This window comes from Janthinobacterium sp. GW458P (assembly GCF_002127585.1).
Taxonomy (GTDB): Bacteria; Pseudomonadota; Gammaproteobacteria; order Burkholderiales; family Burkholderiaceae_D; genus Janthinobacterium.
Genome location: NZ_NEGZ01000004.1, coordinates 151,366 through 168,654 on the forward strand (window position 1 = coordinate 151,366; position 17,289 = coordinate 168,654).

At 65.3% G+C, this 17,289-nt stretch carries 21 protein-coding genes; 7 read left to right on the plus strand and 14 right to left on the minus strand.

Features of this window, described 5'->3' with window-relative positions; genetic code table 11:
• Positions 1 to 7: 7 nt before the first annotated feature.
• The 11 genes from CBW50_RS05430 to CBW50_RS05480 all read right to left on the minus strand — a co-directional run bounded on the left by CBW50_RS05430 (position 8) and on the right by CBW50_RS05480 (position 8,361).
• The gene (locus CBW50_RS05430) at positions 8 to 493 is read right to left on the minus strand and encodes a GNAT family N-acetyltransferase (protein ID WP_086144576.1); all 486 of its coding nucleotides are present in this window, start codon (positions 491 to 493) and stop codon (positions 8 to 10) included.
• A gap of 50 nt (positions 494 to 543) precedes the next feature.
• Positions 544 to 999: a hypothetical protein gene (locus CBW50_RS05435; RefSeq protein ID WP_139842403.1), complete on the minus strand. Its 456-nt coding sequence runs from the start codon at positions 997 to 999 to the stop codon at positions 544 to 546.
• A 118-nt stretch (positions 1,000 to 1,117) separates the two neighbouring features.
• On the minus strand, positions 1,118 to 1,483 hold the full coding sequence (locus CBW50_RS05440; RefSeq protein ID WP_086144578.1) for a hypothetical protein: 366 nt from the start codon (positions 1,481 to 1,483) through the stop codon (positions 1,118 to 1,120).
• A 25-nt stretch (positions 1,484 to 1,508) separates the two neighbouring features.
• A complete protein-coding gene (gene phnE, locus CBW50_RS05445) occupies positions 1,509 to 2,306 on the minus strand; it encodes a phosphonate ABC transporter, permease protein PhnE (RefSeq protein ID WP_086144579.1) in 798 nt (265 codons plus the stop codon).
• A complete protein-coding gene (locus CBW50_RS05450) occupies positions 2,303 to 3,133 on the minus strand; it encodes an ABC transporter permease (protein WP_086144580.1) in 831 nt (276 codons plus the stop codon). Before CBW50_RS05450 ends, phnE begins: the two co-directional genes overlap by 4 nt.
• A complete protein-coding gene (locus CBW50_RS05455; protein WP_086144581.1) occupies positions 3,127 to 3,939 on the minus strand; it encodes a phosphonate ABC transporter ATP-binding protein in 813 nt (270 codons plus the stop codon). The genes CBW50_RS05450 and CBW50_RS05455 overlap by 7 nt, the downstream gene beginning before the upstream one ends.
• A 68-nt stretch (positions 3,940 to 4,007) precedes the next feature.
• A complete protein-coding gene (locus tag CBW50_RS05460) occupies positions 4,008 to 4,877 on the minus strand; it encodes a putative selenate ABC transporter substrate-binding protein (protein ID WP_086144582.1) in 870 nt (289 codons plus the stop codon).
• Positions 4,878 to 4,902: 25 nt separating this feature from the next.
• Positions 4,903 to 5,967: a selenide, water dikinase SelD gene (gene selD, locus CBW50_RS05465; protein ID WP_086144583.1), complete on the minus strand. Its 1,065-nt coding sequence runs from the start codon at positions 5,965 to 5,967 to the stop codon at positions 4,903 to 4,905.
• A 59-nt stretch (positions 5,968 to 6,026) separates the two neighbouring features.
• Positions 6,027 to 7,106 carry a tRNA 2-selenouridine(34) synthase MnmH gene (mnmH, locus tag CBW50_RS05470; RefSeq protein WP_086144584.1) on the minus strand — a complete coding sequence of 360 codons (1,080 nt, stop codon included), beginning with the start codon at positions 7,104 to 7,106 and terminating at the stop codon, positions 6,027 to 6,029.
• A 110-nt stretch (positions 7,107 to 7,216) separates the two neighbouring features.
• A complete protein-coding gene (locus tag CBW50_RS05475; protein ID WP_086144585.1) occupies positions 7,217 to 7,906 on the minus strand; it encodes an LrgB family protein in 690 nt (229 codons plus the stop codon).
• Positions 7,903 to 8,361, minus strand: a complete 459-nt coding sequence (locus CBW50_RS05480) for a CidA/LrgA family protein (protein WP_086144586.1) — start codon at positions 8,359 to 8,361, stop codon at positions 7,903 to 7,905. Before CBW50_RS05480 ends, CBW50_RS05475 begins: the two co-directional genes overlap by 4 nt.
• Before the next feature lie 103 nt (positions 8,362 to 8,464).
• Between CBW50_RS05480 and CBW50_RS05485 the strand changes: the two genes are divergently transcribed.
• From CBW50_RS05485 to CBW50_RS05515, 7 genes are all read left to right on the plus strand, one after another.
• Positions 8,465 to 9,373, plus strand: coding sequence for a LysR family transcriptional regulator (locus CBW50_RS05485; RefSeq protein ID WP_086144587.1), 909 nt, complete (start codon positions 8,465 to 8,467; stop codon positions 9,371 to 9,373).
• Positions 9,374 to 9,399: 26 nt separating this feature from the next.
• The gene (locus tag CBW50_RS05490) at positions 9,400 to 10,218 is read left to right on the plus strand and encodes a glutaminyl-peptide cyclotransferase (protein ID WP_216356313.1); all 819 of its coding nucleotides are present in this window, start codon (positions 9,400 to 9,402) and stop codon (positions 10,216 to 10,218) included.
• An 81-nt stretch (positions 10,219 to 10,299) separates the two neighbouring features.
• Positions 10,300 to 11,154, plus strand: coding sequence for a hypothetical protein (locus tag CBW50_RS05495; RefSeq protein ID WP_216356314.1), 855 nt, complete (start codon positions 10,300 to 10,302; stop codon positions 11,152 to 11,154).
• A complete protein-coding gene (locus CBW50_RS05500; RefSeq protein WP_086144588.1) occupies positions 11,151 to 11,798 on the plus strand; it encodes a hypothetical protein in 648 nt (215 codons plus the stop codon). Before CBW50_RS05495 ends, CBW50_RS05500 begins: the two co-directional genes overlap by 4 nt.
• Positions 11,799 to 12,079: 281 nt before the next feature.
• A complete protein-coding gene (locus tag CBW50_RS05505; protein ID WP_086144589.1) occupies positions 12,080 to 14,101 on the plus strand; it encodes a ferritin-like domain-containing protein in 2,022 nt (673 codons plus the stop codon).
• Positions 14,101 to 15,012 carry a DUF692 domain-containing protein gene (locus CBW50_RS05510; protein WP_086144590.1) on the plus strand — a complete coding sequence of 304 codons (912 nt, stop codon included), beginning with the start codon at positions 14,101 to 14,103 and terminating at the stop codon, positions 15,010 to 15,012. The genes CBW50_RS05505 and CBW50_RS05510 overlap by 1 nt, the downstream gene beginning before the upstream one ends.
• Positions 15,002 to 15,874, plus strand: coding sequence for a DNA-binding domain-containing protein (locus CBW50_RS05515; protein WP_086144591.1), 873 nt, complete (start codon positions 15,002 to 15,004; stop codon positions 15,872 to 15,874). The genes CBW50_RS05510 and CBW50_RS05515 overlap by 11 nt, the downstream gene beginning before the upstream one ends.
• Before the next feature lie 77 nt (positions 15,875 to 15,951).
• Here CBW50_RS05515 and CBW50_RS05520 read toward each other — a convergent pair whose 3' ends face one another.
• The 3 genes from CBW50_RS05520 to CBW50_RS05530 form a co-directional block, all read right to left on the minus strand.
• Complete coding sequence (locus tag CBW50_RS05520; protein WP_010398340.1) at positions 15,952 to 16,200, minus strand: DUF3297 family protein; 249 nt, start codon at positions 16,198 to 16,200, stop codon at positions 15,952 to 15,954.
• Positions 16,201 to 16,359: 159 nt separating this feature from the next.
• Positions 16,360 to 16,695, minus strand: a complete 336-nt coding sequence (locus CBW50_RS29870) for a hypothetical protein (protein ID WP_086144592.1) — start codon at positions 16,693 to 16,695, stop codon at positions 16,360 to 16,362.
• A 189-nt stretch (positions 16,696 to 16,884) separates the two neighbouring features.
• Positions 16,885 to 17,286, minus strand: a complete 402-nt coding sequence (locus tag CBW50_RS05530) for a GFA family protein (protein WP_086144593.1) — start codon at positions 17,284 to 17,286, stop codon at positions 16,885 to 16,887.
• Between the last annotated feature and the right edge of the window lie 3 nt (positions 17,287 to 17,289).

Below are 17,289 nucleotides of genomic sequence, written 5' to 3' on the forward strand. Positions count from 1 at the left end.
AAAGCCTTCACGCCGGCGCCCGCCACTCCATCTTCTGCACCTGGATATGCGGATGGCTTTCCAGCGCTTCCCATTCCGGTAAAAAAACAAAGCCCTGTTTCTGGTAAAACGCGGCCGCGCGCGCATTTTCCGGCGCCACGTCGAGCACCAGTCGCGCGTGGCCATTGTTCACCGCGCACTGTTTCACGGCCTCGACCAGGCCTTGCGCCACGGCAAGGCCGCGATATTCGGCTTGCACCCACATGGCGATCAGGTGGCACTCGCCATTGCCGGCCACCACTTGCGCGGCCAGGCCGATGGCTTGTTCTGCGTCAAAGGCAAGGAAAAAAGTGCGCTGCGGCGTGCTGACGGCGCGCTCTTGCCAGTCGGCGTCGGAAAAACGGGCGGCGCTGGCGTGGCTGGCGCCGAACGCGGCAGGGGCGTCGAGCAGGGCGGCCAGGCGGGTGGCTTTCAGCGCGGGCCAGTCGCTGGCGTTGGTGGGGCGGATGTGCATGGCCGTTTGTGCGGGAATGGGTGTCGGGATGGCGCCGGCGGGGGGCGGGTCTAGCCCGCGTCCCGCAAGGACTTTTGTGCCTGCAGGCAGCTGCTCATGTACGCGCTATCGGCGCCGCGCTTGTTGCCTGCGGCCTTGGTGGCACGCAGCACGGCTTCGAGGTCGTCCAGCGACGTGGTAGCGCGCATTTCCTCGATGCTCGGTCCCAAGGCGCAGGCGCACAGGTTTTTCATCTTGGGGATTATGTCCTGGGTCCATTCCGGCATCTTTTCCAGATGCGCGAGGGTTTGCGCATGGTCGGCGAAATTGGCGCCCTGGGTATTGGCCTTGTCCATGTAGACCTGGATCGCCGGTTCCGTCTGGGAGCGCATGCAGCTGTTCATGACCGTTTCGATGAGGCCGGCCCGGAATTCTTCAAATGGCAGCGGCTCCTTGGCGGCCACGCCGTGCAATGGCAAGGTGAGCAGTGAAGCAATGGCGATCAAGTGCCTTGGTATCAAACGCATGACTTTATTCTTTGCATGAAAACCTGCATGATAAGCCATATTTCCTATTGGCAACAAACTATTGCATGCCCATGCCTGGAACTGGCCGGCTGGACCGCTGTCCAGCCAGCCTGCCGCGTCAGGACTGGTCCCACACTTCGACGGTCAGCAGCTGCCCCGGCTCACAGGCGGCGATGCGTTCCGCATGGACGGTGATGCTGCCGGGCCAGCCCGTGAGCTGGTCTTGGGGAAACTCACCGTCCTGCGCCTCGGCGATGCCCGCCAGCAGCAGGGGCACGATGACGCCGGCCGGGGCCGTGTAGCGGTTGGGAAAGCCGTTGAACGTCAGCTGGGTCGCCTTGCCTTGCGTACACAGTTGCGCGATCCAGCCGGCGCCGGACAGGCCCGCTTCCCAGCTGGAGAGAAACGCTTGCTTGCTGACTTGCGTCATGTCGGCCAGTTGTTCCGGGGTTTCCGTCGAGATAATCGTCCACCAGCCTGACATGGGCATTCCTTGTGAAAAGTGACAATTAACGGGTCATGGCGCGGCGCAGCACATAGCTGAGGCCATCGACGGCCGCCACCATCAGCAGCATGGCGACGATGACGGTGGCGGCGCTGGGCATCTGGAACAGCGACAGATGGTATTTCAGCATCTGCCCCAGGCCGCCCGCGCCGACGACGCCGAGGATGGCGGCGGCGCGGATATTGTTTTCCCAGCGGTACAGGGTGTAGGACATCATCTGCGGGCCGCACTGCGGCAAGGTCGCATACAAAAAAGCCACGGCGGGCCGCGCGCCGTTGATGCGCAAGGTGGCGGCCGGCAAGGGCGGGCAATTTTCAAACGCGTCGGCAAACAAGCGGCCCAGCACGCCCACCGTGTGCAGGGCCAGCGCCAGGGTGCCCGCGAACGGACCCAGGCCGGCGGCGATCAGCAGGATCGAGGCCCACACGAGTTCGGGGATCGAGCGCAGCACATTCAACACGCCACGCGTCGCGTTGCGCGCCAGGCCGCCGAAACGGCCGCTGGCGGGCAGGGCCAGCAGGGCGCCCAGGAGGGCGGCAATCACCGTGCCGATGGCCGACATGGCCAGGGTCTCGAACGTGGCCACGCCTACCTTCATGAGGAAGGGGGGAGCCAGTTCGGGCGGGGCGAAGCCGTGCAGGAAGTCGGCCGTGGTGCGCACGGCGTCGGCGCTGAAGAATTCTCCCCATTTCAGGGGCAGGGTGGCGAAGCTGGCGATGACCAGCATCAATAAACCGGCCAGCAAGGCCCAGGTCGACCAGCGCACGGGCGCTGGAGCGGGCAACATTGGTTCCGTCTTCATGCCAGCCTCCGGCGCAGCATGGCGGAGACGGCGTCGGCGCCCGCCACCAGCAGCACGAACACCATCAGCATGGTGGCCAGTTCATTGCCTGCCATCATCTTCATCGATTCATCCATGCGCTGGCCCAGGCCGCCCGCACCGACAAAACCCATGACGACGGAGCCGCGGATCGCGCATTCCCAGCGGTAGATCGTGTACGACACGAGTTCGGCGGCCGATTCGGGCAGGGCGCCGTACAGCAAGGCCTTTAATCTGCCGCTGCCGTTGTGCAATAAGGCGTTGCAGGCGGACGCATCCGACGATTCGAGGATTTCCGCATACACCTTGCCCAGCATGCCGCAATACGTGAGGGCGATGGCGATCACGCCGGCAGTCGGCCCCAGGCCCACGATGCGCACCAATAGCAATGCCCACACCAGTTCCGGCACGCTGCGCAGCAGCACCAGCAGCGCGCGGACTGCGTGGCGCACGCTGGCGGCCAGCGGCGACACCTGGCCACTGCCGATGCGCGAGATCGACAAGCGCTCCGTCACCAGCAAAGTCAAGGGGATGGCGCCGAGCATGGCCAGCGCCATGCCGGCCGTGGCCATGGCGATGGTTTCCCAGGCGGACGTGGCCACCAGCTGCAAAAATTCCGGCGAGTGGGCGGGCGGCACGAAGCTGGCGATGAACTGCCAGGTGGCGGCCAGGCTTTGCGCATCCCACAGTAGCCACGGCTTGAATTCGGCCTGCACCAGCATCGGCCACAGCACGAGCAGCACGATGGCAGCCCCGCTCAGGCGGCCGCGCCAGGCGGGGTCGCGCGGCAGGGCGGTACTCTTCAGCAAAGGGGCCTCGCGGCGTCCAGGTTCGCCGCCACCGATTCGAACCGGGGCGCCGGATCGGCCTTGTTGCGGTACAGCGCGGCGATCATGGCGTCGCTGACCTCGCTGGCAGGCAAGTCGAAGACGATCCGGCCGTCGCGCAGGGCGACGATGCGCGCAAAGCAGGCGCGCGCGATCTCCACCTGGTGCAGGCTGCAGATCAGCGTGGCCTTGCGCGCCGTCGCTTCGGCCTGCAGCACAGCGATGGTCTGCAAGGCCAGCGTGGGGTCGAGCGCGGACAGCGGTTCGTCGACGAGGAAAACTTGTGCATCCGACACGAGCGCGCGCGCCATGCCGCAGCGCTGGCGTTCGCCGCCGGACAGGCGGTCGACGCGCGCATACAGTTTATCCTGCAGATTGAATTTGCCGAGGGCTTCCCACGCGGCGCGCGGGTCGACGGGCGCGAGCAGCGAACGCATCGCCGTCCACAAGCTCCATTGCGGCAAGCGGCCGGCCAGCACGGCGTTGACGACGCGCTGGCGCGGCGGCAAGGGCGGCGTCTGCGGCGCCAGGAATAATCGAGCGCGCAAGGCGTGGCGTTCGCCGCTGGCAAGTTGCCAGGGAGAACTGCCGAGTATGTGCAAGCTGCCGGATTCGGGGCGCAGCGCGCAGGCCAAGGTGTGCAGCAGGCTGGTCTTGCCGGCGCCGGAAGGGCCGATCAGGGCGATCTGTTCGCCCTGGGCCACGTCCAGGTCCAGCTCGCGCAGGGCCAGCGCATTGCCGGCGGCGCCCGCGTGGTGGACGCAGACCTGGTGAAGTTGGAATGTCATGCGATGTTCGGTGTGGGAGGGAGTGTGCCGGATGCGTCCGCAGGACGTCATCCGGCAGGTTTCAGCAATTACTTCAACAACTTGGCATCGCGCGCGGCCGCTTCGATATCCTTGTAGTTCTCGGCCTTGGTCGGGATGAACTTCGTGGCGCGCTGCAGCTCGAGGATTTCCTTGCCTTCCGGCGTGGAAGCATCGAGCGCCAGGAAGGCGTCCGTCAGCTTCTTGCGCACGACGGGATTCATGTCGGCGCGCACGCTCCAGTTGTAGTCGTAGTAGCCCGGTGTCGTGTAGAACACGCGCACCTTGGCTGGATCGACCTTTTTCGCTTCGACCAGCTTTTCCCACACGGAAATGTTCAAGGTGCCCGCATCGACCTTGCCGCCGGCGACAGCGGCCACGGTGGCGTCATGCGCGCCCGAGAACGCGATGCGCTTCATGTCCGTGTCCGGATTGATCTTGGCGGCCAGCAAGTAGTAACGGGGCATCAAGTGGCCCGAGGTCGACGATTCCGAGCCGAACGTGAAGTTCTTGCCTTTCAGGTCGGACAACTGATTGATGTCCTTGCTGGTGGTCACGAACACGGAGCGGAATTTCGTGTCTTCTTCGCGCTGCACCAGCGGCACGATCTTGCCGCCGCTGCGCACGTTCGCTTGCACAAACGTAAAACCGCCGAACCAGACCATGTCCAGCTTGTGATTGATCAAGCCTTCCACGGACGCCGCGTAATCGGTAACGGGCGTAAATTCCACCTTCATGCCCAGCTTTTTCTCCAGGTAACTGCCCAGCGGCTTGAACTTGCGCTGCAACTCCGTCGGCGCTTCGTCGGGAATGGCGGACACGCGCAGCACTTGCTGCGCCTGCGCCAGGCCGCTGTGGATGGCCAGGGTGGCGGCGACGGTGGCCAGGATGGCGGGGAACTTGTTGGAGAACGTGGTCATGGGACTGCCTTTGAAAAAATGTTCATTAATATACGGAAACCCCGGTACTGCCATCCTGCATCTCGCCTATTACCGTCGCGTCGGCAAAGCCTTCGGCGCGGAAAATCGCCAGCACTTGCTCGACGGCTTCCGGCGCGCAGGCCACCAGCAGGGGGCCTGCCGTCTGCGGGTCCGTCAGGATCGCCTTGTCGATGGCGCTGAGGCTGTCGGCCAGCGCCACTTGCGCGCCATAGCCCTGCCAGTTGCGGTTGGATGCGCCCGTGATGTTGCCATTTTGCGCCAGCTGCTGCACTTGCGGCAGCAGCGGCACGTCGGCCATGGCTATGCGCGCCTGCAACTTGGCGCCGCGCGCCAGTTCCAGCGTGTGGCCCAGCAGGCCGAAGCCCGTCACGTCCGTCAGCGCATGCACGCCGTCGAGCAGGGCCAGTTTCTTGCCCGGGGTATTCAATTTGGTGGTGTTGGCGATCAGCGAGGCGTAGCCGTCGCCGTCCAGCGCATTCTTTTTCAGCGCGGCCGACAGGATGCCCACGCCGATCGGCTTGCCCAGCACCAGTTTGTCGCCGGCGCGGGCGCCCGCATTGCGTTTCACCTGCGACGGGTGCACGAGGCCCAGCACGACGAGGCCATAGATCGGCTCGACGGAATCGATGGTGTGGCCGCCCGCGATGGGGATGCCGGCCTGGGCGCAGACGGTTTCGCCGCCTTTCAAGATGAGGCCGATAGTTTCCACCGGCAGCTTGTTGATCGGCATGCCGACCAGGGCCAGGGCCATGATGGGCGTGCCGCCCATGGCGTACACGTCGGAAATGGCGTTGGTGGCGGCGATGCGGCCGAAGTCGAACGGGTCGTCGACGATGGGCATGAAGAAATCCGTCGTGGCGATCAGCGCCTGCTCGTCGTTGAGCTGGTAGACGGCCGCGTCATCGGAAGTTTCTATGCCGACCAGCAATTCCTTCGGCAGGGGAAAGCCGCCGCTGCCTTTTAAGATGTCGGCCAGCACGCCGGGCGCGATTTTGCAGCCGCAGCCGCCGCCATGGGCAAATTCGGTCAATCGGATGGGTGTATGGGATGTTGCTGCGCTATCTGACATGGAAATTCCTGCTGATGTTGTGTACAACGATGATCATTTTTACCCCAGACCTTGCGTCTTCAGGGGGATTCAGTGCCGACAATACCACACAAGGCGCGCGCGGCTTGCTCAAAGGCATGTTCCGAAATATCGGGCAAGACCAGCGGCGTCGCCTGGGCGTAGCGGCTGAAATTGCGCCGTATCGATTGCAGGTAGACGGGGTCGTAATGCTCGACCAGCAGCGCTTCGACCAGTTCGGCCATGCGGCCCGCCGTGGCCAGTTGCTGCCAATGTGCAATTTTCTCCTTGCCATGCAGCTGCGTCAACAGGGCCAGCTGCACGTTCAGCTGCGCGGGGGCGCCGACAAAGTGGGCATAATCTTCCATCAGCAATTGCACGCGCTGGGCCGTATCGAGCCGCACGTCGGTGCAGGCGGAAGCGCGCATCTTGTCCATCAGGGCGTCGGGCACGCGCAGCCGGCCTACTTTCTTGCTTTCCGATTCGATGAAGACGGGCAATGCCGGGTCAAACTGGCGCAGCTGCTGCCACAAGCGGCTTTCAAACGCCTTTTGCGACGGCTGCTCTTCCTCGGGCAGGCCGCCCAGCACGGAGCCGCGGTGCGCCGCCAGGTCTTCCAGGTCGATCACCTGCGCGCCCTGGCGGTCCAGCACCTGCAGCAAACGGCTCTTGCCGCTGCCCGTGGGGCCGCACAGCACGTTGATGAAGTCGAAACGCTGGGGCAGGGTGGCCAGCTCGGCGTTTACGTGGCGGCGGTAATCCTTGTAGCCGCCGTCGAGCTGGGTGACGGGCCAGCCGATGCGCGCCAGGATGTGCGCCATGGCGCCGCTGCGGTTGCCGCCGCGCCAGCAGTAGACGAGCGGCTTCCATTCGTGCGCGTGGCCGAGGAAACCGTCTTCGATATGCCGCGCGATATTCTTCGCCACCAGCGCCGCGCCCAGCTTCTTCGCCTCGAAGGCGCTCGTCTGTTTATACAAGGTGCCGACGCGCACGCGCTGCTCGTCGTCCAGCACGGGCAGGTTGATGGCGCCCGGCAAGTGGTCTTCCGCGAACTCGGACGGGCTGCGCACGTCGATGATGGCGTCGAATTCCTGCAGGCGTGGCAGGATGTCGCTGAAGGGCAGGACTGCGGGGTATTTCATCGTGGCGCGGCTGTCGGGAATGGGGAAAGGCGTATTATCCCCGATAAACGCCTGCGCCGTGGACCCTTAATCGACCCTTAATCGACCCTTAATGGCCCCCTAATGGACCGTTAAGCCAATAATCTGCCCAGCAGCGGCGCCAGCAGCACCGTCACGACGCCCGAGAAGATCATCGTCAGGCTGGCCACGGCGCCTTCTTCCGTGCCGACCCTGCGCGCCACGGACAGGCCAAAACCGTGCGCGGCCGCGCCATACGGGGCGCCGCGGGCGATGCGCATGCGCAGGGGCAGCAGTTTCAGCAGCGGCTTGCCCAGCATCAGGCCGAACAAGCCCGTCATCACCACGAAAATGCCCGTCAGCTGGGCCGAGCCGCCCATGTGGCGCGACGCTTCCAGCGCGAACGGCGTGGACACGGAGCGCGCCAGCAGGCTGCGCGCCATGTCGCCGTGCACGCCCAATACCCGGTCCAGCAGCAGGGTGGCGGCGATGGACGCGACAATGCCGGCGCAACTGCCCAGCGACAAGGCCAGCCAGTGCTTGCGGATCAGCTTGCGCTCCTGGAAGATGGGCAGCGCAAACGCCACCGTCGCTGGCCCCAGCAGCCACGGCAGCCAGCGCGTCTCGCCGAAATACGTGGCGAACGGGGTGGACGTGGCTTGCACGATGACGATCAGTATGGCCGAGGTGCAGATGGCCGGCGTCAGCAGAAAATGCGGATGGCGGCGGTGCACGGCCTGGTTGGCATAGAACAGCACCAGGGTCAGCAGCAAAAACAGCAGCGACAGCAGCACGGTGCTCATGCCGCCGCCCTCGCTCTGCGCTGGCGCAGCAGCTTATTTAGACGCAACTTGCGTTCATAGCGGCACACACCTTCCACGGTGAAGGCCGTGGCCAGCATCACGCTGGCAAAGCCCAGGCCGATATTTACGAACAGCATCAGGCCCTGCGATTTCAACAGTTGCGTAAATTGCACCACGGACACGACCAGCGGAATAAAAAACAGCAGCATGTTGGCCAGCAGCCAGTTCGCGCCCAGTTCGATGGCGACGGGCCGCACCCAGCCCGCCAGCAACAGGGCCACCAGCGCGAACAGGCCCACGACGCCGCCGGAAAACGGCAAATGCAGGGCGGACGCGGCCGAGTCGGCCAGCCACCAGGCGGCAATCAGGATGCCCACTTGCCACGCGGTCTGCGCGGGCTGGCGCCAGACTGGGGCGGAGGGCAGGGCGGCGGTGGAACAGGGCAAGGCTTTCACGGCGGGCTTTCAAGCGGCAGGAGGAAGGTTTCATTGTAGTGAGCCCACATCAAAAGATAAAATGACTTAAACTCATGATCATCATTCGAATTTGGAATGCATCATGGATATCCGCTCCCTGCGCTACTTCGTCGAAGTGGTCGAACAGAACAGTTTTACGCGGGCGGCCGCCAGGCTGCATGTGACGCAGCCCACCGTCAGCAAGATGATTGCCCAGCTGGAACAGTCGCTGGACCTGGCCCTGCTGGACCGCGCGGGCAAGCGTTTCACCCTGACGGACGCGGGCAAGGTGGTGTTGTCGCGCGCGCATGAACTGCTGGCCCTGCACGCGGAACTGAAGGTGGAATTGCGCGACCTGCAGCAGCTGGAGCGTGGAGAACTGCGGGTCGGCGTGTCGCCGCAGACGCACTCGACCCTGGCGCCGTGGCTGGCCGAATACCACCAGCGCTATCCGGGCATCGAACTCAAAATGTACGAAAGCGGCACGCAGGCGATCGAGCGCGACTTGCGCACCGGCACGGTGGAACTGGGCACCATGCTCGACTATCCGGGCAATGCCGCCACCTGGCAGGATTTCGAAGCCTTGCCCCTCGTGCGCTCGCCGCTGTGCCTGCTGGCCGCGCCCGGTTCGCCGTGGCAGGGACGCGCCTCGGTTGCCCTGGCCGAGCTGGCCGACAGCCCCTTCATCTTCTACGGCGCCGCGTTCGCCCTGAACGACATCGTGCTGGACGCCTGCCAGCGCGCCGGTTTTGCACCGCGCATCACGGGCCGCAGCGGCCAGTGGGACTTCATTGCCTCGCTGGTACGGCTGGGCGTGGGCATCTGCCTGCTGCCGAAGATGTATTGCGACACCTTGGAGCCGGCGCAGTTTGACGTGATTCCCCTGGACGGCCCGCCCGTGGAATGGAATCTGATGCTGGCCTGGCGCCGGGGCGGACGGCTGTCGTTTGCGGCGCGCGCCTGGCTGGAGCTCGTCAGGGCGCACATGGCGGACGCGGCACGTTTACAATAGGCGAATCCCAACTTCCGCCCGACCCGATGAACATCAACGTCAAGACCAGACTCAAACGCACGGCCGGCTCATTGCTGCTGGGATTGTTATGCACGGTAGGCCTGATGAGCGAAATGGGCTACGCCCAGGCCGCCTTGCCCGTGTATGGCTATTTCGTCAAGAACACCTATCCGCACGACCCCCAGGCCTTTACCCAGGGCTTGCTGTTCAAGGATGGCCATCTGTATGAAAGCACGGGCCAGAACGGCCAGTCCTCGCTGCGCAAGGTGGAGTTGACAACGGGCAAGGTCTTGCAGAAAAGTATGCTGGACAAGAATGTGTTTGGCGAAGGCATCACGGACGTGGGCGACGAAATCCTCGGCCTGACGTGGATTTCGCAGACCGGCTATGTCTTCGACCGGAAGACCTTCAAACTGAAACGCACGTTCAGCTACCAGGGCGAAGGCTGGGGCCTGGCCAGCGACAGCCAGTTTGTCTACATGAGCGACGGCACCTCCGCCATCCGCGTGCTCAATCCGAAAACCCTGAAGGAAGTGCGCCGCTTTGAAGTGAAAGCCGAAGGGCGGCCCATCGACCGCCTGAACGAGCTGGAAATGGTCGACGGGCAACTGTTCGCCAATGTGTGGGGCGCCGACGTGATCGCCCGCATCGATCCGGCCAGCGGCAAGGTCGTCGGCTGGATCGACCTGGCGGGCTTGCTGCCGCCCGAACAGCGGGGCACGGCCAACCCCGACGCCGTGCTCAACGGCATCGCCTGGGACGCACGGGGCAAGCGCCTGTTTGTCACGGGCAAACTGTGGCCCAAGCTGTTCGAGATCGAGCTGATCGAGATCCAGCGCCGCTGATGTTGGCTATCGGACAGTGTTGCTGGCGATGAATCGTTTATGATGGCGTTCCTTCGCCCGGTGCGACCTTGACAGGATGCCATGCTGTTCTTTCCTTTACACCGCCTGGCGGCCGCCGCCGCCCTGGCCGCCGCCATCGTGCCCGCCGCGCAGGCGCAAGCGCCGTATGTGCCTGTGACCAAGCAGTACGGCGACTTCGTCGTCACCAACAATCGTCACGACGCCCTCGTCACCTTGACTTTCCGCCAGCACGGCTACTGGCCCGGCGGCGCGCGCGAAGTGGTGGAAGTGCGGCCCCTGGCGGCCACGCGCGAGGGCCAGCCCATGCTGCTGGCGTTTACCAAGGGTTACACAGGCCAGGGAACCATTCTTATTGGCGTGCAGAATGGCGAGCCGCTGATGCGCCCCGTCAGTCCTTTGCGGCGCGACGACATGGTGCGCACGGAACGCGATCCCGAATGGGGCGTGCCGCAGCCGGACCGTCCCGAGGTGCTGCTGTTTGCCCGCGACGGCCGCGCGCTCGACACGCGCACGGGCGAATTGCTGTGGTTTGACGTCGCTGGCGGCGTCACGGGCGATTACGCGCCCGCCATGCTGGTGTCCGTCTCGCCCGACGGGCGGCGCGGCGCCTATCTGACAAATGCGCTGACGAAGGTGGGAATCATCGTCGCCACGCGCGACGACGGCGTGGCCGGCGTGCTGGCCTTGCCGCCAGACACGTATCAACGGTGGCTGAAGCCCTTGTCGCAGGCCGCTTCCGCGCAGGCGGGCGCCGCCATCAAGGCGCGCCAGGGCCGCACGGATTCAAACCGCATCCGGCGCGAGCTGGAACTGGCCTGGTTCGGCCAGCAATTTCAATGGAAACAAGGCAAGGGCGGCTGGCAAGTGACGGGCCTGGGCCTTGCTTCCGCGCCGCCGGAAGGAAAACAGCCATGAGCTACCCTCGACTCATCGCCGGCTGCCTCGCCGCGGTCCTGCTGGCCGGCTGCGTGCACAGCGAAATCGCCCCCAGGGATTATCTGGCGCAAGATATCGACAAGAACCAGGCCTTGGTGGAAGTGGACGTGGTCTTCGGGCAAGCGCCCGACGACAAGCTGACGTCGCGCACCACGTCCCGCAACAGCGTGGAATACGCGGGCGCGCCGCATATCGTCGTGCCGTTCTACCAGAAGGGCCTGGGCTTCGACCAGGGTTTTGCGGGCACGTATATGTTTGCCGTCGTGTATCCGGTCGCCAAGGTCGAGACGGCCACGGCCAGCAGCCGCGTCTTTGGCCAGAAACTTGACGGCCAGCAGCCGGGCAGCCCGCGCTACCGCTTCCGCGTGCCGGGCAAGGCGCAATGGAACAGCAATGAAACCTTCATGCTGAGCTTTGCGCGCAAGGGCCGCCGCGAAGAAATCACTTTCCGCTTCAGCAATGAGCAAAGCTGCCCGTCCGCCTTCCTGGCCGCCACGCCAAAATATGGCTTTCCCATCAAGGTCGTCGCCACCTTCAAGGACAATCAGGGCTGCCTGAAAGTGTGCGACAGCCGCGAGCAGTGGCCCGGTTTTTGCGCCTTCCAGCCGCCGCCCGCCGCCTGACTTGCATCATGCAAGCCGCGCGCCGGCGTTGGACGGCGCATCCCTTATACACGCGCGCGTTTTGCCGATTCTATTCAATTGTCATCGAATGGCGGGGTAAAACGCTGATTTGCGCGGTGAAAGCCCATGTGGATTGAGGCAGATCAATTCCTGCTCAAGCATGTAAATCTTGCCGCAAAAATATCTTTCTCAGGGGTATGATTCTTGTGCCGTGATCGGCGCACGCAGATGGCGCGGGCCGGCCCGAGATCCGAAACGCATCCTTCCTGTGGAGAGACAGAATGAAAATGCCCGTTTTAGGAAGCACCCAGCCGGCCATCAGCAACCGTCCGCTCGACATGCTGGCCACCGACACGGCCGCCGTGCGCGCCATCGCCCAGGCGGCCGTCAGCGTGGAACTGTTCACCATCCCCCTGTACATGGCCACCATGTATTCGATCCAGGGCACGCACCAGATCAACTCGCAAGGCATCAGCTATTACGAAGGCCGCCAGTGGCCGGGCATGGGCACCACGGCCCGCCCCGAACTGGCGGAGCAGAAGGCCTTCAATGTCATCTTCAGCGTCTTCATCCAGGAAATGCTGCACCTGCAGATGGCGGCCAACCTGGCCACGGCCATCGGCACGGCGCCATGCTTCACGGGCTCGGAACTGCAGTCGCAGGACCACGGCTGGACCTGCTATGGCAAGCACTGCACGCTGATCCCGCACATCGTCGACCTGCAGGACACGGCCGACTACCGCCACGTGCGCGTCAACCTGGAGGCATTGAACGCCAACCAGTGCGACCTGTTCCTCGCCATTGAGCAGCCGGAGCAGCAGGCCCGGGCGCAGCTGGCCGCCTTCGACAGCCGGGACCACACGAAATACTTCCCGGAAGTGCCGCTGGCGGGCTGGACGCCGGGCAAGCATGTGCACGACCTGCCCCTGTTCGGCACCATCGGCTACATGTATGAATGCTATGCGCGCTATATCAGCATCGAATACACGGACGGCCAGACCCTGTGGCACAAGCTGTTCGTCAACAACTCGGTGCAGCAGGACATGTTCAACAGCCAGGTCCAGGGCCATGCACGGGCGGAATTTCCCCGTTTCGATACCTGTTTCGGGCCGCAGGACCAGGATGGCGGCCAGACGGGCTCGTTCAACAAGGCCATCGACATGATGGCGGCCATCACGGACCAGGGCGAGGGCAGCGACACGGCCATCCGGCGCTACCGGCGCGACGCGGCCATGCGCCTGATGGCCGTGCAGCCAGACTACCGCGAAGACCTGGACGCCCTGAAGTGCGATTATCCGTCCTACGCGAACAATGGCAAGGCAGCCGAATCGCGCGATGCGCAAGCGCGCCACGACAGCGCCCCGTTCGACCACTACGAGCGTTTTGGCCAGGTCAAGGCCATGCTGCCCGTGCAGACCTGGGCCGGCTGGCACAGGGACGGCGGGCGCTGGAGCGAGGCCATGCTGGTCAACGAGCGCTACAACCCGGCCACCGCGCCGAAGAACATCCCCGCGCCCGCTGCCGTGGCGGGCGCCCTGAACCGCCTGAAGGACAGCAGCGGCAGCCTGGAAATGCTCAGTACGGTGGCCACGGGCGCCATCTACGGCATCACTTCCGTGCTGGACCAGTACTGGCTGGACCAGGACCTGGACTTTCCGTATCCGTCGATGGTGGGCGCGGGCGACCGCATGGCCATCTGCTGGGCCGTGCTGGGCCAGGCGCCGAACCTGGCGACGGGCGTGCCGCTGGCCGAGAAGAATGTGCTGTACCACGCCTGCCAGGGCATGCATCTGGAGGGCGAGGCGTCGTCCACCTGCGCCGCGCTGGCCGTCTACCACACCTGCCGCGGCTCCAACGGCTGCCACGCCCAGGGCGGCTGCGGCTTTGCCCAGCCGGACACGGGCGGCTCGTCCTGCGGCCACTCGGCGAAAGCCCCCGCGGCGCCGGGCACGCCATGCCACGTGCCGCCCGTGCCGCAGCAAGATAAAATCTACAGCGCGCCCGGCGACAACAAATGCGCGAGCTTCGGCGGCTGCGCCGTGCCGATTTCGGCCTCGCAGCTGTATCCGAACACCACGGGCAAGGAACCGCCCGAGCCCGCCACCATGGCCCTGTACGATTTCGGTCCCGCGCCCGACCACCGCAGCATACCGCTGGGCCAGACCATGCATTTTGCGCTCGGCGACAATGTCTACGACAAGGCGTGGGAAGCCTACGGCAAGGTGATGGCGGCGCGCGGCACGCCGGTGGGAGCGCCGCCGGCGCCCACCGACCTGCGCCTGGCCTTGCCGCCGTCGACCTGATGCGTGGCATCCTGCGCGAGGCGCGGCCGCGCCTGGGCCTGCCGCACCTGGGCCTGGGCGTGGGGCTGCGCCCGCCGCACTATGCGCACATCCTGGAACACGGGCCGCAGGTCGACTGGTTCGAGATCATCAGCGAGAATTTCATCGATAACCACGGCTATGCGCGCCATGTGCTCGAGCAGGTGGCGGCGCAGCTGCCCATCGTCATGCACGGCGTGTCGCTGTCGATCGGCAGCAGCGCTCCCCTGAGCCTGGCCTACCTGCGCAAGCTGCGTCAGCTGGCCGCCGAGATCCGCCCCGCATGGATTTCCGACCACCTGTGCTGGACGGGCACCGCCTTGCTCAACAGCCACGACCTGCTGCCCTTGCCGCTGGACGAGGCCAGCCTGCGCCACGTGGGCGCGCGCGTGCGCCAGGTGCAGGAATTCCTGGGCCGGCCGCTGATCCTGGAAAACCCCAGCACCTATGTGGAGTTTGCCCGGTCCAGCATGCCGGAATGGGAATTCCTGGGCCGCCTGGCCGAGGACACGGGCTGCGGGCTCTTGCTTGACGTCAACAATGTCCACGTTTCCGCGCATAACCACGGCTATGACGCGGCCGCCTACATCCGCCAGTTGCCGCACGACCACATCGTGCAGCTCCACGTGGCCGGGCCCACCGTCAGCGGCGACGTGCTGATCGACACGCACGACGCACCCGTGCCGGCCGCCGTCTGGCGCCTGTACGCGCTGGCGCAGCGGCTGACGGGCGGCGTGTCGGCCCTGCTGGAATGGGATGCGGACATCCCGCCGTACCCGCAGCTGCTGCTTGAACTGGACAAGGCGCGCGCAGCCGAACGGGGGGAATTCGCCGACGCGCAGGCGGATGCCGGGACGGCGGACCTGCACCCGGAGGCCGCCCATGCGCCGTAGCGCCGGCGGAGACGAGGCCGCGGACGCCCCGCTGGCGCAGCTGCAGGCGTGGTTTTTGACGGCCATGACGGCGCCGGGCGGCGCGGCGCGGGGCGTGCAGCTGGCCAGCGAGCGCCATGGCCTGAGGCAGGAACAGGTGTTGAAGCGGGCGCGGGGCGGGCCGGCGCCGCTGCACATCCATGCGGACGGCTACATGCAGCGCCTGCTCGAATGCCTGCAGGCCGATTATCCCGTCTTGCGCAAGGTCATGGGCGACGCGCTGTTCGCGTTCTTTGCCCGCGCCTATGTCTGGCGCCACCCGTCCGCTTCGCCCACCCTGTACGACCTGGGCGGCGGCTTTGCCGATTTTCTCGCCGCCAGCCAGGGCGCCGCGGGAGCGCAGGGGGCAGCCTTGCGCTTTCCCGTCGAACTGGCGCGGCTGGAGCGGGCGCGCAGCGAGGCGGGCAGGGCGCCGGGCCTGGAAAAACGGGCGCCGCCCATCCTGCCTTCCGGCCTGGACTTGTTGTTGGGAAATGCACCGGCCTGGCGCCTGGCGCCGTGCGTGCGGCTGCTGGCCCTGTCCTTTCCCTTGTGTGTATTTTGGCAACAGGTGCAGGCCGCGCCGGACGCCGCCGTGCCGGGCCGGCCGGATGCCAGTCCCGCCTTTGTCGCCATTTCGCGCATGCATTACCGCATTGCCATGCACGAACTGCAGCCATGGCAGTTCTGCTGGCTGCAGGCGCTGGCCGACGGCGCGCCGCTGGCGCAATGCGCGCAGCAGGCGGCGCTATCGAGCGGCCGGACGCCGGACGAGGTGCTGGCCGACGCCATGCTGTGGCTGCCGTTGGCGGCCGCGGCGGGGCTGCTCTGCAGCGATGACTGAGCGGAAAGCTGCGGACGCAAAAAAGGCCGATGCAAATCGGCCTCGATGACAACTGCAGGGATAACTGCAGGTGTTGCTTAGCGGTAAAACGCTTCGACTTTGCCCTTCAGCTTGATCTGCAGCGGACGGCCGCGGCGGTCCAGGGACTTGGTGGAAGCGACCTTGATCCAGCGTTCGCTGATGCAATATTCTTCCACGTCAAGGCGTTCCTTGTCGTTGAAGCGGATGCCGACGTCGTTTTCGAACACGGCGGCAACGTGGTAAGGGCTGCTCGGGTCGATCGACAGGCGATCGGGCAATGGGGGTAAGGTAGTGGTATCGTTCATGGGCGACATTATCGCCCAGAATGCCGATCCAGACAACGGGGACGGACGGATATCTGCCCGGCCGCGCAACGGCGGCACGGGCGGGCCGGCAGGGCAATGCCGTGCCGGCCCGCCCAGCCCCGGACTTACGGGGCCGTGGCGGTGGAACGCCGCCGGGAATCAGGATTTGTCGTCATTCTTGTGGCTTTGACGGCCCGCTTCCACGTGCTGCTCATGCGTGCCGCCGCGCGAACCGGCAGCAGAGCCCGATTGCTCGCTGCCGCCGCTGCGCGACTGGCCCGACTGCTGGCCCGACTGCTGCGAACCTTGCGAGCCCGATTGCCTGTCGGCGTCATTCTTGTGGCTTTGCCGGCCCGCTTCCACGTGCTGCTCATGCGTGCCGCCCTGGGTGCCGCCCGACGACTGGCGGCTGCCCGACTGCTTGTCCGACTGCTGGCTGCCCGATTGCTGCTTGCCCGACTGGCTGCCGGATTTGTCGTTGCTGCTTGAAGCCATGATGTTCTCCTCTGTCTGAAGACTTGCCATGAATGGGATCTCCGGTACCGCGCGCACCGCACCGTTGACGCCATTCTGCTTGGGCAAGTCGGACCTAGCCATAGGGACACTACTTGCCTGCGCGTAGGAAAACTCCGGCGCGGCAGGCAACCATTTCTCGATAGCAATCTTGCAACTGCGTGCGGCTGCCTATAGGTGCCGCGTCTGCGAGGGCGGCGCTGCCCATTCATCATGCCGGCCATCGACGTAACGGACGGGCGCGGCGGCCAGTTCGGCCGTGGAGGCATCATCGAGGCAGTTGACGCCGATGCCGACGAAGGGGCCGCTGCGCGTGGAATCGCCGCGGCCGAACGGGCGCACGCCGCAGTGGCGGCAGAAATAATGCTGTTCCCGCCGCGCGCCGAAGCGGTATTCGCTCAGCGCGTCCGCGCCGGCCAGCAGCTGGAAGTCGGCGGGCGGCACTTGGCAGGCCCAGCAGCGGATTTTCAGGCAATAGGAACAGTTGCAGCGCAGGCCGGGGACGGCCAGGTCGATCCTGGCCGCGAAACGGACGGCGCCGCAGTGGCAGCTGCCATGGTAGGTTTTTTTCATCGT